The 16,559-nt window shown below is 60.0% G+C and carries 12 protein-coding genes; 5 read left to right on the top strand and 7 right to left on the bottom strand.

Annotation, left to right across the window (positions count from 1 at the left end; all coding sequences use genetic code 11):
• Window positions 1-7: 7 nt before the first annotated feature.
• Window positions 8-1,231 (bottom strand): MFS transporter, encoded by a 1,224-nt coding sequence (locus tag NEK97_RS11870; protein WP_257370126.1) that lies wholly within the window; start codon window positions 1,229-1,231, stop codon window positions 8-10.
• Window positions 1,232-1,397: 166 nt separating this feature from the next.
• Between NEK97_RS11870 and NEK97_RS11865 the strand changes: the two genes are divergently transcribed.
• Window positions 1,398-2,387 carry a hypothetical protein gene (locus tag NEK97_RS11865; protein WP_306673009.1) on the top strand — a complete coding sequence of 330 codons (990 nt, stop codon included), beginning with the start codon at window positions 1,398-1,400 and terminating at the stop codon, window positions 2,385-2,387.
• Between the two features lie 833 nt (window positions 2,388-3,220).
• A complete protein-coding gene (locus NEK97_RS11860; RefSeq protein WP_257370125.1) occupies window positions 3,221-3,469 on the top strand; it encodes a hypothetical protein in 249 nt (82 codons plus the stop codon).
• Window positions 3,470-3,595: 126 nt separating this feature from the next.
• On the opposite strand, the gene NEK97_RS11855 is transcribed toward NEK97_RS11860, so the two are convergent.
• Window positions 3,596-5,215 carry an S-layer homology domain-containing protein gene (locus tag NEK97_RS11855; protein ID WP_257370124.1) on the bottom strand — a complete coding sequence of 540 codons (1,620 nt, stop codon included), beginning with the start codon at window positions 5,213-5,215 and terminating at the stop codon, window positions 3,596-3,598.
• 293 nt (window positions 5,216-5,508) lie between these two features.
• Here NEK97_RS11855 and NEK97_RS11850 point away from each other — a divergent pair, with 293 nt between their 5' ends.
• Window positions 5,509-5,793, top strand: a complete 285-nt coding sequence (locus NEK97_RS11850; RefSeq protein WP_257370123.1) for a hypothetical protein — start codon at window positions 5,509-5,511, stop codon at window positions 5,791-5,793.
• Between the two features lie 776 nt (window positions 5,794-6,569).
• Here NEK97_RS11850 and NEK97_RS11845 read toward each other — a convergent pair.
• On the bottom strand, window positions 6,570-8,660 hold the full coding sequence (locus NEK97_RS11845) for a restriction endonuclease (protein ID WP_257370122.1): 2,091 nt from the start codon (window positions 8,658-8,660) through the stop codon (window positions 6,570-6,572).
• A 258-nt stretch (window positions 8,661-8,918) separates the two neighbouring features.
• Here NEK97_RS11845 and NEK97_RS11840 point away from each other — a divergent pair, with 258 nt between their 5' ends.
• Both NEK97_RS11840 and NEK97_RS11835 read left to right on the top strand, forming a co-directional pair.
• Window positions 8,919-9,635, top strand: a complete 717-nt coding sequence (locus tag NEK97_RS11840; protein ID WP_257370121.1) for a hypothetical protein — start codon at window positions 8,919-8,921, stop codon at window positions 9,633-9,635.
• A gap of 545 nt (window positions 9,636-10,180) precedes the next feature.
• Window positions 10,181-10,870, top strand: coding sequence for a fasciclin domain-containing protein (locus tag NEK97_RS11835; RefSeq protein WP_257370120.1), 690 nt, complete (start codon window positions 10,181-10,183; stop codon window positions 10,868-10,870).
• Between the two features lie 77 nt (window positions 10,871-10,947).
• Here NEK97_RS11835 and NEK97_RS11830 read toward each other — a convergent pair whose 3' ends face one another.
• From NEK97_RS11830 to fdhA, 4 genes are all read right to left on the bottom strand, one after another.
• Complete coding sequence (locus NEK97_RS11830; RefSeq protein WP_257370119.1) at window positions 10,948-12,873, bottom strand: BCCT family transporter; 1,926 nt, start codon at window positions 12,871-12,873, stop codon at window positions 10,948-10,950.
• Window positions 12,874-13,157: 284 nt separating this feature from the next.
• Window positions 13,158-13,760, bottom strand: coding sequence for an SGNH/GDSL hydrolase family protein (locus tag NEK97_RS11825; RefSeq protein ID WP_257370118.1), 603 nt, complete (start codon window positions 13,758-13,760; stop codon window positions 13,158-13,160).
• A 241-nt stretch (window positions 13,761-14,001) separates the two neighbouring features.
• A complete protein-coding gene (locus NEK97_RS11820; RefSeq protein WP_257370117.1) occupies window positions 14,002-15,234 on the bottom strand; it encodes a molybdopterin molybdotransferase MoeA in 1,233 nt (410 codons plus the stop codon).
• 104 nt (window positions 15,235-15,338) lie between these two features.
• The gene (gene fdhA / locus NEK97_RS11815; RefSeq protein WP_257370116.1) at window positions 15,339-16,556 is read right to left on the bottom strand and encodes a formaldehyde dehydrogenase, glutathione-independent; all 1,218 of its coding nucleotides are present in this window, start codon (window positions 16,554-16,556) and stop codon (window positions 15,339-15,341) included.
• Window positions 16,557-16,559: the final 3 nt, after the last annotated feature.

The raw sequence follows: 16,559 nt of genomic DNA, 5'->3' as shown, positions 1-16,559 counted from the left end.
CACTTCCTCAGGTCCCATCGGCGGTGAGCGTCCGGGCCCGTCTATCGAGGGAAAGGATTGCGCCGGCGATCAATACAGGGGCAGCGGCCGCAAGGAATCCCCATTGAAGGGAACCGGCGAGAACCAGGCCGAGCAAGGCTATGGATACCGGTTCGAGAATGACCCTGGGCAGTTCCAGCACGGAGCTGACCCGCCCCAGCAGATGGCTCGGGGTGCGGGTCTGAATGAATGTTGGGAGGGCCACATCGGTGCTGTAGGCGACGCCTATCCCCACCAGAGCGAGGATGATGGCCGCGATCCACGGTTCTTTGGTCTGGCCCAGGAGGGCAAAGGCGACGCCTTCCACGAGTGTCATGGAAATGATGAGAAGACCCCACCGCTGAGGAAGGCCGGTCACGGCGGCTGCTACGGTTCCGAGCAGCTGGCCTGCGCCCCATCCGGAGACGAGGATGCCAAGGGCAAGCGGCGAGTCACTGAGGGAAGTTGCCAGCATCGGCAGTCCGATGGCGAAGACTCCGCTGTAGCTCAGTGTGGCTGCACTGATAACCAGAAGGACTATGCGGGTCTCGTGGGATCGTGCCGCATGCTGAAGACCCAGCCCAATCTCGCGGAGGACTGCAGTGGCGCTGACCGACCCATTGCTGATGGGCCCCCGCGGGATGTTCAGGGATGTGAGGGCTGCGACCGTTAGCGTTAATGCGTTGACGGCAATAGCCAATCCCGCGCCGCCCCAAGCAGTAAGGACGCCCCCTGCCATTGGGCCGACAATGAAAGCAGCCTGTGCGACTGCCCCTTGAACTGCGTTGCCTTGCGGCAGGTCTTGTTGGGGGAGCAGGCGCGGGAGCACGGCCTCACTGGCAGGCGCAAAGAAAGCGGAAGCAGTTCCCGTGATGGCAGCCAGGATGTACAGCTGCCACAGTTGCACGGTGCCGGTAAAGCTCATGGTCGATACCAATGCCATGGCACCGGCGCGCACTAAGTGGCAGACGAGCATGACGCGACCTGGCGAAAAGCGGTCTGTCAGTGCACCGCCGATCAGCAACAGCGTTCCCCGGGGTATCGCCTGTGCCAGCAGCACGCCGGCAAGGGCAACAATCGACCCCGTTGCTGTAATGACCAGCCAAGCCAGTGCGATAGAGAAGGCAGCTTCGCCTGCCATCGCCAAGCCTTCGCCGAGCAGAACGTGACGGAACTTCGGGTACTGTTTCAGCAGGGTCAAAGGGCTGCGCACTTCACTCCTCTGAGCCTCATCAGTACGTCCCAAAGAGAATGAGGTCTGATCTGCCGTCGTCCGCGGTCACGCCTCGGATCTCCGGGGTGGCTTCACGAATCTGCATGGCCACAGCGTACCGGGCGAGCCGAAACACCACCTCGTCCACACACTTATGCTCATCTCCGTGCGTGAGGCAGTTTTACTTGAGGAGTGCGAGGATGCCGAGTTCGTTGCAGATGTCCGCTGTACCTGGAATGACTCCTACCTTCCCATCAATGACGCATTCTGTGAGGAATGGGGTGTAGTTACCGAAGGTCCGGATGTTGGGGTCGAGGTAGAGGGGGTTGCGGCCGCGGGTGCCGAAGAGCTCCGTGCCCAAGCGGCGAAGCTCGCCCCCGAGATGGAGCGCCACCAGGTGCCGGTGGAGTACCTGGCCAATCCCGCACTGACCAAGGCACTCCAGCTTGCCCACAACGCTAAAACACCCAAGGCACGAGAGGTAGCCGACTCCGAAATCAAGGAGCGGATGTTCCTCATCGGCAAGGAGGGCGTTAACGGACCCGACATCGACCAGCTCCGTAAGGAAACCACCGCCAACGTCAACGGTGCAGGCGATGAACACTTCAAGGACCCCGCCTTTGTGGACGCAGCCAAGGACCTCCACGAAGCCAGACTGCTGGCAGAGGGCGGCTTCAAGGGCGACAAGTGGTCCACCCAGGAACAGCGATACGAGCGAGCGGAGAAGGAACTTTTCGCCCGCATGGAAGACGTCGGCCGGGAGATCGAGAACCGCGTCACCGGCAACGACAGCAGCCGGCTAAAAGACCAAGGCCTGAAAACCGAGACCGCTGCACAGGCCGGCTACGGTTCCGCTGAGCACCACAAGAAGTTCGCGGAATCACTCGCCGGCACCGGTGCCAACGAAACGCAGATCCGCGGCCCGACTGGCAGCCGCCCGCAGCGAGGGCACAAACCCCAGCGCAGCAGTGACGATCGGGAAGGTGGCCAAGGCCAGAAAATCTTGTTCAGGGTCCTCCGCAGGTGCGGAACGAGGCAAGGGCGGCCTGAGCGGGTACATTGTCGGACGCCCGAACCTTCAGACTGCGTCCTCACAGGCCACGTCAAGCTTAGGGTGTGCATAATGCGAGGGAAGCTTCGGTCAACCGCTATTTGATCGGGGCTTCGCCAAATTCCCGCCAGGGTTAGCGGCAGAGGGCCCGCGATTCGGGAAGGCCCTGTCATCACTTCATTGATCGTGCGATAGTGTTCCCACTCATACTGCTGGGGGAGGCTATGGCTAGGAAATTACCTTTGGTAGTACTTCTCCTGTCACTCTGCCTGGGCTGGTATTTTTTAGTCGCGTACATCGACCGGGGGCTCTTGGCCCACAATTCGCCATCCATCTCAGCTCCATGTCTCAGCAGCGAAAACCTTCCATCAGGTACGATCCATAGCCCGGAGGGTGCTCCCATTCCACCTGACGGAGGCTACGCCTTTTTGCCCCTGGGTTTGGAATGCACGTACACAATGATGGACGGCTCTCTGCAGCGGGCCTTTCACCCGCGATATGTTCAGATGACTATCGCTGTCGTTCCAGCCTTTGCACTGCTGATGTGGAGTGCCAAGAAGGCTACGTCTTCACGCACTTGGAAGGAAGCCACGTCGTTCAGCTAAGTTCTGATTCATTCGGCAAGGGATACGACATCGATCAGCTCTGCCAAGAAACTACTGCGAACATCAATGGTGCAGATGAAGAGCATTATTAGGACGTCGAACGGGACAACGAGGGGCGCCGAGCGGTGCAAGAGCGGCCCGGGAAAAAATCACAAATTGCCCCTTTGCCTCCTGACGAGGCTGTGCCGCCGGTGGACAGGGGTCCAGCTGTCTGTAAGCCCCTGTGATGTGTTGATGCTGACGAACAAATTCGTCTATGTTTAGACAGATTCACCTGCATCTTATGAACTCCTTTGCACTGCGCATTTCCCGGGCGTCCTGCTCCCGTTGATCGTGCTGGGAATCGGCCAGGGAATCGCGACCATCCTGCTGACCGAGTTCGGCATGTCCGAAATGGAACCGGGCGATAAAGGAGAAGCCGCTTCCGGATTGGTCAACACGGCACTCGTGTTGGGCGGCTCCATTGGCTTGGCGCTCTCACCGGTGGTTTTTGCCGGCTCCTCCGCGGGGCTGGCGGCGGCCCACGCCTATGGGACAGTCTTCACCGCGGCAACGTGGTTCTACGTCATTGCCCTCCCTTGAGCTGCGATTATCTATCTCGCTCAGCGGACGGCAGCGCGCAGGGTGCCGGCTGTCCAAAGATGACCTGCACGCAACAAAGGCAACTTTGCCTGCCATGAGATTCCTCTTGTAGCCAGGGCAGTCAAATCACCTCCTCACAAAAGCTGCAAAGGGGTTGAGCCGGAAAAGGAAAGCCGCCATGGCATCACGATCAACTGGTTGTAGGGGGCGGAATGTTCCGTCCGGCCAACCGGTGGAGACGCCCAGGGCCGAGATAAAGGAAATCTCTCTGTAAAACGGGTTATCCGTCTGTACATCCTTAAACGGACTCTCCGCTGGTGTTATGAATCGTGCGTGATCTACCGTGCGGTACAGGAAGGCGGCCATAGCGTCACGGTTCACTGGTTCTAGCGGACGGTAGGTTTGGTCAGGCCAGCCTTGGGAGATCTTGTTTGCGGCCAGCCAGGTGATCTCCTTGTAGAACTTGTCCGAGATGCTCACATCCGTGAACGGAGAAACGGCTGGAGGAGTGAAGTCAGGGGAGCCGTGGAACCGATACATGAATGCTGCCATGGCATCGCGGCGGACAGGTTCCAACGGCCTGAATGTGTGATCGTCGAAGCCCGTGGTGATACCGGCAGTCGCGAGCCAAGTGATTTCACGGTGGAAAGATGCTTCCGATGGTACATCAGTGAACCTGGGAGAAGGTTCTTCTTCGGGGATTGCGACTTGGGCAACGAAGTAGGGTCGGCTTTGTGTTACGTAGATGGTGCGATTGTCGGGACTTAACACGGCATCTGTCGCCCGGATGGTATCCGGGCGGTCCATCCAGTGTGAGCAGATCAGTGCGTTGGTGTTCAGGTCCACGACAGCGATGCTTGAAAACTCCCACATCGGAATATAGGCGCGCTTTTCCGATGAACTCAGAATGAAGTCGTACCCTGAGACTGGGATGGTGGCTTTGACGGATTTGGAGGGCACATCCACTACCGCAGTGCGTCGGTTGAAGGTGTCCATCACGTACAGAGTTCTGCCGTCACTGGAGAGGGTCAGATCCGAACCCCGGACAGGGATGCTGTCGACAATGGCCCCGGTTTTCAGATCGACAACATGAGTTTCGCCGCTCGCGATATAGGCATAGGTTCCTGTGGGTTCAACCACGATGTCGCTGAAGGACGGCAACCTTATGTCGTATTCCCAGGTGTCGATGACCGTGTCTGTGTCGGCATCTATGACATGGATCTTTTGGTTATAGTCCATGGCGTACAGCCGGGTCCCGTCCGGGCTGAAAGCCAGCCGCGAAGCCGCGAAAACAGGGATGGACGTGGCCATGGTGTTGGTGGCTGTGTCGAATACCTGGACCGTTCGGTTATTCGTGGGGAAGTAGCCCTTGCTCTGCGATGGGTTGAGCTGGACTTTTCCCGGGTACGCGTTGTAGCCCGGCACGGGCATGGCCGCCACTTCCGAGTGCGTCTTTGTATCGAAAACTGAGACAATCGCCTGGCTGTTGTCTTCTCCCAGAACAGAACGGGGGATATAGAGCCGGGATCCGTCTTTATTTAGCGTGACAGCACCAGTGTCACCTTCTTGAACGGGTAGCTGCCACAGCGGTGGACTCTGCGGTTGCCCACAACCGCTCACCGCCGCAGTAGAGGTTGGCCTAGTCGGTGGCGCAGACTCCTCTGCCGATGCTGGATTGACGGGCGCTAAAAGCGCCACCATAGTAACGAAGCCCGCAATCGCGGACAGGAATCTGCGATGACCCATTCTTATTCCCCCAATAGACACCATGGGCCACGTCAGTCGAACGAAGCGACAGCCGTTATCTGTCTCATCACTGGTGACCGTCTTAGAAGGGTACCGTTCCCTGCGCGTCAAAGGCCCCAAGAGGGAAAATACGAGAACAACTCATTTTACTGGTGCCGTGCGAGGCCATACGCTTCGATGGGGCTGACTCGGGCAAGAAGGCTCCAAGGTGTGGAAGACAAAAGCAGCTGTTCTATATTCAAAAGCAGATTGACAAGGGGCTCCGCCCGCCCCCTTACCCTTGGTAGGCAGTAATGAGTTTCCTTCTCGTCTTGCAATGGCCCGCCCGTTCTGAGGTTGACTATGACGAACTTATCGCCATGGAGGACCTGCTTCTGGAGCAGCTGCCGGAAGCCCACGGAGTGGTGGACGGGCACGATTTTGGATCAGGCGAGATGAACATTTTTGTTTACACGGAACGGCCGATGGAAGCCTTTGAGGATGTAATGACCTTGTTGAGTTCCCGGTCCCGCTGGTCTGACGCCCGGGCGGCGTACAGGCCGATAGATGCGGAGGAATTCGTGATTCTGTGGCCATAGGCCCTCGAATACTTTGCAGTGTCCTGAGAATTCGAGTGAGTCCTTGGAGGTTCAAGCCTTTGAAGTCAGCGGGAACACTGGTGGTTTCGAAGTCAAGGCCCAACCTTACTGGTAACCAGCATTATTCGATTTGGAACTATTCAGCAGAGTCACGCGAGGGGAAGCGGTCCGGATGCTTAGGATCCCGTCCTTTTTCCCGCCAGTACTCGTCCCGCTGCCATAGCGAGAATCTAGTGATCTGGACGCAGAACACGACGGCGGCGATTCCAAAGAGAATGCTCCGAGTCCAGAGCCATGGCTCCGAATCGACACCAACGAGACTTAGGGCGGTGGAGATCAGCATGATGATCGTTACTGGAAGGAACCAGCGGAGGATGCGTTGAAGCCTCCGCTGCAGTTCTTTCTTTGTTGCCACCATTGCCTCCATTAGTCGGGCCCTTCGGAGAGGCCCGCCCCCGTTCCAGATCGAAGATCTCGAGGGAGTGCCTATCGATCGATTCCGATGGTGTCAGTCACTATCCGCGTCGCTTGGATTTTTGGATAGCGGGACCAGACCCCGGACGACCATTCGTAGGGCATATCCGCAGGTCAGAGGCGCATTTCGACTTCAAGTGACGCGATACCTGGTGGCCGTGGACGGAGGAGGGGTGATCGTGCGTCCGATGCAATGATCACTGTTCTAGATTACATAACGCAGGCTATCGGTGAACTGTGCTGCTCGTGGGGAAGTGCGGGAGGCGTATTTTTGATCAAGCATTCTTAGGGACAGGTCCAACCTAACTCTCCACGTCGACGACGGCGATGCTTCGTCCCAAAGCGGTCACCTTGGCAGCTACGAGTCCCGGTGCATCCACTAGACGATAGCTGGACCTGCCCGCAGCTCCGCTTGAGCGGATGGTCGAAGCAATTAGAGGGTGTTCAAGCAACTGCAGAACCTCCTCAATGTCCCTCGTGGAGGGCCGGGGGTCGATTTCGTCTCTGACAATGAGGTAGATCTGTTCGGCTGACAGAGCGCCGAGGGTGACTTCGTCAGCTACACGAGCCTCATGTGCGAGAACTGCGACTACCTGGGACAACAGCGTGATTCGTCGCTCCGCTTGAGACCACCCACTTTCTAAATCCTTGCGGGCACCGGACCGTGCGTCCACGAGATTCAGGAAGGTGGCAGCTGACCTGGGGGTAATCTCCTGCCGGCGAAGCGCTCGACAAAGCTCCGCCACAGTGATGAGGGCAACGCCGTTCTGTTCGGCTCGTGCACGGACACGTCCACCATCGAAACCCGGTCCCACGAGTGCTACGAAGTCTGCCTGATGCTTCTCCTTGTGCTCCGAAAGAGTGTCAAAGGAAACAGCCCCTTCATTAACGGTCCCGCTTCGGGCAGCCTTCGCATCCAGGATTACCCTCACGGGGTTTCCATTTGAATCCTCCACGGTGGCAAGTACGTCAGTCTTGCCTCCGCCCCCGATGTGCCTCGCCTCAAAGCCTAGATACGAAAAGGCATCCGCAACAGCTTTCTCCAATCGGATCGGGGTTTCTCCTGCTATGGCCGCCGCCTCGAGCTCGAGCGAGAGAGTGTTAGCAAGCGAGTCGCCGGGCCCCCTTGCACCAGCATCACGGCCGCTACCAGTGTCCTCTTCTAAGACAGCTTGGAGGGGGACTTCGAGTGCCAGTCGTTCCCCCAAAGGCGTCGGCTGGTACCTCCAGTTAGCCCTCTCCGCGATGAGCCCAGCTGCCTTTAGGAGCTGCAACCGTGTTCGTACTCCGCCCACATCTACCCTGGCCATCCCATAGTGCTCGTATGCGGCTCGGGCTAGATCCGGGGCTTTATCGAACTCTGCCAGCATGGGAAGGATTTCGAGCATGAACAAATATCTGCGGTGTAGTAGAAGTACGAGATCTAGAGTGCTCTGACTCTCTAGCCACGCGGCTGCGGGTCCGGACGGGGAGTAGATATTGAAGCCAACCTGTTCGAGGAGGCCTGATTTATTCAGAGTTGTCATGACAGCGCTGAAGGAACTCTCTGAAACACCAAATGACTTCTGAGCAAATGCGAGAAGGTCTGCTCTTGAGATGCTTGGAGATGCTGCGTTTACCAGAAGATAAAGCGACTGCACCAAATCCGTCTCGCCGTTCCCCCTGGGTATGTAGCCGAGGACAGGGTTTCGGGCAGCTAACTCGTCCGGCGATAACTGCTTAAGAAGGGCGGCGATTATTTCAGGCGCCTCAGGCAGCGTGACTGCCGTAGCCATTGATTCAAGAATCTGCTCGGGCCCTCCTACCCGCAGTGAGGAAGTAGCCTCGAGTCCGGTCGCAGTCAGCCCAATGAGCGTATTCGTCTTGTACTCCACAAGCCCCATGGCTGACATCCAAGTGATGCGCCTTCTCACTTGATCCAGAGTGGACCACTGCAGCTGATACCTGGTTGTGGCCTCATCCGTGAGTTCACGCACCGTTTTGTGCCCAGCCGCGAATGTGTGAAGGAGCTCGCCAACAAACCGCACGTGCCGGTGGAAGATAGCGAGCAAGTCCCTCGGATCACGGGAAGACAACCAAACCCGCGCCTCATCCGACACCACGAGATGATCGCGGTCCAAGTGGGTTACGAAGCCTGCCGGTGCGATTTGCTTCACCGCCTCACGTAAGGACCGGTGAACCCCATCGCCCAAGTCGACTTCGGCCGTAGCAAGACCATCGTTGGAATCCACCGCGGCCAACAAGGTCTCCAGCGTTTGTATCTGGTTTTTGCCACCACCCGGCATATATGGCATTGCAGAAATTCGAGACGCCCACGGAAGTGGAACAATATCGGCTCGATCAGTTGGGACAAGAGTATCGTCCGCGGATGAAGCAGGGGTTTCCTCATTCATTTCTGCTGTACCTTTCAGTTTGCCGCCAGGGAGGCTACGACGGCGCTCATGCCCGAAGCTTTCCTCTAGATTGTCACCTAGTCGGCCGCAAGTTATGCGGAGGGAAACAAGGCTCCGTTAGAAGAGATGCGAAGGCGGTACGGTTAGGGCTCTCGCCCCAAGGTCCTAATGGCCCGCCAACAAAAATTGCCGGTTTCCGTCTAGGCTAAGGAAGCATATCGGCGCTGGGCCGGAGGCAATCATGCTCGTGGGGGCGAATTGAAGAAGACAGCAGTAGTAACTGTTGCCTTGGCCTTGACTGTCACATCCTGTGGTTCTCCAGTGAAAAAGGACGCGACCTACGGAACTGTCGAAGAGCTAGGGCGTGCCGTGAAAACTGTCGTGGAAGTTGATTGCGGGAAGGGAACCGGAAACTCGGCCAAGAGTGGCTGGGACCAGGACACATGTGGGGATCGAGCAATTCTGGGAGTCTTCACTAACGCGCAGACACAGCGGGAAGTCAAAGCGAAAAATCCAACCGATGCCAGCTCTGTCATCGTCGAAGGGCCTAACTGGATTGTGTGGGCCAGCGGCGGGAGAGAAAAGGCCGTACAAGAGAAGCTCGGGGGAACAATCGTCAAAGCTCCTACGCTGTTCACCGGCCGCATTGAAATGCATGTGACCACACCGCTAAAGCCAGGCATACAGAAACTCAAGCTCGGCAGCAAAAATGAGTGCAGCATCCACCCAGGCAGCCTAATGAAGGACCTGTCCGGAGACAGCAAGGCGACGATTACGACCGCATCGAAACTAGTCCTCACCGGAAGCATCGTTTCTGGGAAGCTAGTCGGTGAAACCTGCGTCCTGAGCTACGAAGTGCCAAACATCCCCGGGGAGGACGGTCCCTATGAGGTCATGGTCGGTTACCGCACTGCAGACCCAGTTTCGCAAAACGAACTAGTGAGGGGTGTCGGCCTGCAAATTGGTTCCGGCTGAGGGGCGTGGGTTGAGCATTAACAAATTGCTTCACATAACATCGTGGTCAACTGACTCTGTCCGGCCTCACAGGGAATCCTGTCGTCGCTGCCATGAAACAGTGCAGGATCTTAAGGAGATCCACACCGCGGGTATGACTGGTGCCTGAGGGGGGCCCCGATGCATCCTCACTTTACATAAGATCCCTTATCGGCACTTGAGCGGGGCGACCGGAAATACGTGAGAGAACCCGCCTCATCCTGATTCGGATGTTTTCGCGGGATAGCCGATGCAATCGGCGGCGTGCACCGCGGGCCGCAGCCTTCGCGCCTGCGGCGAGTACCGGCGTCGGACGCTGCTTCCGTAACCAAGCCCGCGCCCGCCATACAGAGACCGGGCTGAGACCGAATAAAAAACTTTTTCAATCCGCACCCATCCACCCAGCCCCACCCTCCGAATAGCTGGTGAGACACAAACAAGCCGGTGGCGCAGATGCAACGCCGGGCCGCCCGTGTCCCACTACCGAATGGATCCAACGCCCTGGTTCCAAAAACAAGGAGAATGACATGTTGTCCACAAAGCGCCCCGCCCTCGCCTTCGTTGGCCTCACTGCAGCCGCCCTTCTCGGACTCACGGCCTGTGGTGGTTCAAGCACCTCCAGCACCCCCGCTTCTTCGTCGGCTGCCGCGCCGTCATCCGCGGCTCCTTCTTCGATGGCACCGTCGCCATCGTCCTCGGCCATGGCCAGCACCGCCATGGATCCGGCCCGTGACTTGGTTGGTCCCGGCTGCGCCGGTTACGCGGCTCAGGTACCGAGTGGTTCCGGCTCCGTTACGGGCATGGCCCAGGACCCGGTAGCGGTAGCTGCGTCCAACAACCCGCTGCTGAAGACGCTGACCGCCGCTGTTTCGGGCAAGCTCAACCCCAAGGTGGACCTGGTTTCCACCCTGAACGGCAGCGAATTCACGGTGTTCGCACCGGTTGACGACGCGTTCGCCAAGATCGATCCCGCAACGATCGAAACGCTCAAGACGGACGACGCCCTGCTGAGCAAGATCCTCACCTACCACGTAGTCCCCGGCCAGCTGAGCCCGGACAAGATCGCCGGCACCCACAAGACTGTCCAGGGTGGCGAAGTGACCGTAGCCGGAACCAAGGACGCCCTCACGGTTAACGGAGCCAACGTGATCTGCGGTGGCGTTCACACCGCCAACGCAACGGTTTACCTGGTTGATTCGGTACTGATGCCCAAGTAGGCCTTGACGCTACAGCAGTCCAAACAAGAGCAGGCGCCGGGATCCGGCGCCTGCTTTGTTGTTGGTTCAGGAGGACTCTACTGGTGCGTGTGATCCGTCCGAGACTCGGCACAGCTCTCCGCGCACTCATGCTTGGTGACGAGGTCGAACTGGACACCGCCGTGTTGCTCCACACCCGTGCGGATGGCGCGTTCCACCACGGACGTGGCCAAGCGCTTGTGCAGCGACAGGGGATCGCGCCTCAGGTCCTTGGTCAGTGCGAAACAGAGCAACAGCATGACGATCACGAACGGCAGCGCGGCCACGATGGTGACTCTTTGCAATCCGGCCAAAGCCTCCGATGGCTCGTCACCACCGGCCAAGAGCATGACGGCGGCAACAGCGCCAGTGAGGCTTCCCCAGAAGATGACGACGGCGCGTCGCGGGTGCTCAGCCCCGTTGGAGCTGAGCGAACCCATGACGATCGAAGCCGCGTCGGCTCCGGTGATGAAGAAGATAGCTACGAGCACCATGGCCAGGACAATGACAGCGGCTGTGGCCCATCCGGGCATTCCGAGGTTCTTGACCAGGTCGAAGAGAGCGCCGTCGAAGTTGACGGAGGGGACCCCGTTGGTGGTGGTTACCAGCCCGGGTGTGCCGGCCTTGTCCGCTTCCTGTTGGATGTTGAACGCAGCCCCGCCGAAGATGCCGAACCAGATCACGCTGACAACGCTGGGGACCAGCAGCACGCCGGTAACGAATTGGCGGATGGTGCGGCCCCGGCTGATGCGTGCGATGAACAGGCCAACGAAGGGCGTCCAGGAGATCCACCAGGCCCAGTAGAAGATGGTCCAGCTGGTCATCCAACTGCGCAATGCGTCGTCGCCCACGGCTTCTGTCCGGGATGACATTTCGGCAAGGTCGCGGGCGTAGTCGCCGATGGCGGAAGGGATCAGGTTGAGGATGAAAAGGGTGGGGCCGGCAACAAAGACGATGAGGGCCAGCACCACGGCAAGAACCATGTTGATGTTGGACAGCCACTGGATTCCGCGGCTGATGCCGGAGACGGCCGATGCCACGAAGCAGAAGGTCAGGATAGCCACAATGACCACCAGCACAGGAGTGCCGACTTCACCGAGCCAGCCGTTGGACGTCATGCCGCTGCCGATCTGGAGGGCACCGAGGCCGAGGGACGCGGCGGTTCCGAACAGCGTGGCGAAGATGGCCAGGATGTTGATGAACTTGCCAACGGGCCCTTCCACCATCCGGATCCCGAACAGCGAGGTGAACGCAGCAGAGACCAGTTGCTTGCGGCCCAAGCGGTACGTCCCGTAGGCCATGGCGATGCCCACCACTGCGTACATGGCCCAGGGGTGGAGGGTCCAGTGGAAGATCGAGGTGGCCATGGCGGTCTGGATGGCGGCAGGGGTGCGGCCGTCCACAGTTCCGGGCGGCGGTGAGATGTAGTGGTAGAGCGGCTCGGCGACACCGTAGAACATAAGGCCGATGCCCATGCCCGCGGCGAACATCATGGCTACCCAGGAGACCGTGCGGAATTCCGGCTTCTCACCGTCCTTGCCCAGCGGGATGTTGCCGAACTTGCCAAGGGCCAGCCACAGCACGAAAACAACAAACAATGATGCAAGCACCATGAAGAGCCAGCCGGTGTATTCCATGACCCAGTTGAGGGCGCCCTTGGAAGTTTCCGAAAGGCTGTCGCGTCCCACGAAGCCCCAGATCACGAAGGCGACGGCGATGGCGCCCGTGATTCCGAAGGTGACTTTGTCGAGGGTAAGTTTCTGGTTCCGGCGGGCCGAAACGGCCTGCTCGGTCTTGGCGTTGCGCAGTTCTACCAGGATCTGTTCGTATTCTTCGGAATCCGGGAGAGCTGCTGCGCCTCCGTCCTCATCGTTGAGGGCTGTTGCATCGGGGGAGACAGTGATCTCCACGTGGACGGGGTCGGGTGCTGCGTTGGCAGGTAAATCCTCGGGGACTAAGGATTTTGTGTCACTGTTTGTAGCCATGAGCGGGTCCTTTACTCGGCGAGTCATGGGTTTGCGTTGATGCACGCCCCGTGGGTGTGCGTCCGGAGGTAGGGATCGTTCCGCATGAATCAACAACGTTCGCGGTAAGCAACAGAGTGCGCTTCGTCACACGTCAAAGTCAAGACTTTTACATCTTTTGTGGCGTATTGATATATCAATTGGCTTTGACAAAGTCCGTTGCTTATTATGAGTGGTGTTGCCTACAGAGTGCCCGCTAGGGGGACGTGTAACCCGTGTGCGCTGATGGTCAGCCCGGCCCTCGCCTAGCCCGTCGATGAGACCCGGTGCTGGTCCAGCAACGTCCTGATTTTCCCGGCCAGGAATTGCTGTCCTGCGCTGCTGGGGTGTTCTCCGTCCGGACCCAACAGTGGGGAGTCCGGCCCAGCGACCCATTGTTCGGCGACGGGGTCGATAAATTCGGCGCCGGCGTCGCGGGCTGCTGCCTGTTCCTGATCACGAATCATGGCGACGTCCGATTCGAGGGCGTCGAAGCCGGTCAGCGGGCCGATCATGATTTGCCTGGCGTGGGGAGCCAACGTCGTTATTTCCCCGAGGGCATCCGTAAGAGCGGCGCGTAGCTCTGCGGGGTCTTGGCCTGCGTCGTTGTCCGAACCAAAGAGCACAACGACGTCCGTCGATGCGTTAACGGATCCGCTGATCTGTGAGGCAAAGGTGGCGTCTTCGTCGCCGAGGGTAAGGTAGCCCGCGCCGTTTTGAGCCTCATTGGTGATCTTCGCCGGCACGGAGGCTGCATGGAGTTCATGCCGAAGGAGGCGGGGCCAGGCTTCCTCCGGGCTGGTCCCATATCCGGTGCTGAGAGAATCACCGATGATGACGATATGTTCGGGGGCAATCGAGCCGTGCACCGGATGCGCCGCATCCTGGGGTGGTTTCGGTTGTGGAGACTTCAAATCCACGGGACTGCTGGCAGCGAGGGAGCAGCCAGTAAGGACGAGAACGACAGCTGATGCGCATAAGGCGGCCACGGAAATGCCTGGGACTCGGAAGCCCCGGCTTGTCGAGCCGCGTCGTCGTGTCATGCCATTAACGATAAACGCTTACCGGTCCTTGGGTTCTTGCGGTGAGTGCAACACCTAGCCGATTGCACTATCCCGGCAAGCGGCTCCACGGCAGGGGAAGGACGGGAACCTGCCCGCCAGCGGCTGTACCTTCAGGTGGGACGGCCATATACCCATCGGCCCAGGCAAGCCCGCGCATCATCCCGGGGCCGGCATGGGCGGCAGGAAACACCAGTCCGTGGATGACGCTGCACGGTATGAGGCGGGTTTTTCCCGGGGCGGGTTCGATGTCGACGCCGGAGAGCATAGGTGTGGGCTCTTGGAGGGATTGCCTTCCCAAGGCAGCGAGGAGCGGTTCACCGAGGGTCATAAGGGCCAACATGGCGGCCAACGGATTTCCCGGCAGTCCCAGGATGAAGTGTCCGTCCGGTAGCTCCGCCAGCACCGCAGGATGGCCCGGGCGCATGGCAACCCCATCCAGCAGCAGCCGCCCACCAAGCGCCGCGACGGCAGCACGGAAGTGGTCTGTTCCGGACTTGCCGGTCCCGCCGGTGGTAATGGTGACCTCAGCCCGGTGGCGGTCAGCACCGCCGTCGTCACCGCCAGAGAGCGCAGCCAGCCACTCCTCGTAGGAGTCGCCGATCCGCAGCTGCCCTACCGCGACCCCGCCCAACTGCGGGATGACCGCATCAAGCTGCGGACCGAAAGCGTCGCGCACCTGTCCGGGCGCCGGGTCACCGGAGGTGACCACTTCCGAGCCCGTCATGACGACGGCGACCCGCGGCTTGCGCTGCACCTGGACGTGATCGTGTCCGGCTACTGCAGCGAGGGCAAGGTGTGCCGGATTGAGCCGGGTCCCGGCGGGTATGAGGACATCACCCGCACTGGCCTCTTCGCCGGCCGGTCGGATGTGCCGGCCGGGGAGAAGCTCATCCGGGTTTGCATGGGGAGTGAGCGAAAGACGCCCGTCTCCGGATATGTGACCGCTTTCCTTGCGGAGCACGCCTGTAGCACCGGCGGGTACCAGTCCTCCGGTTGCGATGACACTGGCTTCACCGGAGTAAAGCCGGCGTCCGGCCGTGGTGATGGTCCAGGGGCCTTCGCCGTTGACTGACCAGCCGTCCATGGCGGACGACGCGTAGTGGGGAAGATCCTGTCGGGCAATGACGTCACGGGCCAGGGTGCATCCGATTGCCGTGCCGAGTTCGGTCTTCCATGAGGGGAGCGGCGTGGCACAGCTGAAGGCCAACTGCCGTGCTTCGGCCCACGTGGTGGCGTGGTGCCGCGTGAGGCCGGCTGGTGAATCCGCTGGTGCAAGCATGGGCGTCCGATTCCTGGGTGCGTTCATGGGGCACGGATGCCGGGGACTCCTCGGCCTTCCCGTAATTACTGCCGCGCCGTCCCCGGCATCCGTTGAGTGCGTACTCAGTTCTTCACGTAGCCGTTGGGGTTCAGTACGAACTTTGTTGCCGCTCCGGCGTCGAACTCGGCGTAGCCGCGGGGTGCGTCCTCGAGCGGGATCGCCTTGGCGTTCACGGCCTTGGCGATCTGGACCTTGTCATGGAGGATCGCCATCATGAGCTGGCGGTTGTACTTCATCACGGGGCATTGGCCGGTGGTGAAGGACAGGGATTTGGCCCAGCCGGTGCCCAGGGACAGCGAAAGCGATCCGTGCTTGGCGGCCTCGTCGATTCCGCCCGGATCACCGGTGACGTAGAGGCCGGGGATGCCCAGGGAGCCTCCGGCCGCCGTGATGTCCATCAGGGAGTTCAGCACCGTGGCCGGCGCTTCATGCGATGCGTCCTTGCCGTGTCCGCGGGCCTCGAAGCCCACGGCATCCACGCCGCAGTCGACTTCCGGCACGCCGAGGAGCTGTTCGATCTGGTCCTTGGGGTCGCCCTTGGAGACGTTGACGGTTTCGCAGCCGAAGGAGCGTGCCTGGGCCAGGCGGTCTTCGTTCATATCGCCCACAATGACGACGGCGGCCCCCAGCAGTTGGGCGCCGACGGCGGCGGCGATACCCACGGGACCGGCGCCGGCCACGTAGACCGTGGAACCAACGCCCACACCGGCGGTGACGGCTCCGTGGAAACCGGTGGGGAAGATGTCCGAGAGCATGGTCAGGTCCATGATCTTCTCCAGGGCCTGGTCACGGTCCGGGAAGCGCAGCAGGTTCCAGTCCGCGTAAGGGACCAGGACATACTCGGCCTGTCCGCCCACCCAGCCGCCCATGTCCACGTAACCGTAGGCGCTGCCCGGCCGGTCCGGGTTCACGTTGAGGCAGATGCCGGTCTTTTGTTCCTTGCAGTTCCGGCAGCGGCCACAGGAAATGTTGAACGGCACCGAGACGATGTCGCCCACCTTGATGAACTCGACGTCGGGGCCCACCTCCACCACTTCGCCCGTGATTTCGTGGCCAAGGACCAGGTCTTTCGGTGCGGTGGTCCGGCCGCGGACCATGTGCTGGTCCGAACCACAGATGTTGGTGGTCACGGTGCGCAGGATGACGCCGTGGGGTACCTTACGGCCGACATTGGCGGGATTGACGCCTGGCCCGTCCTTGAGTTCGAAGGTGGGGTAGTCGGTATTGATGATTTCTACGACACCGGGTTCCTTGTAGGCGACTGCTCTGTTTCCTGACATGAC

Origin of the sequence: Paenarthrobacter sp. UW852 (genome assembly GCF_024608385.1) — a bacterium.
Lineage (GTDB): Bacteria > Actinomycetota > Actinomycetes > Actinomycetales > Micrococcaceae > Arthrobacter.
Note: the sequence above shows the minus strand (reverse complement) of the source record. Positions and strands in the feature narration are given on the sequence as shown.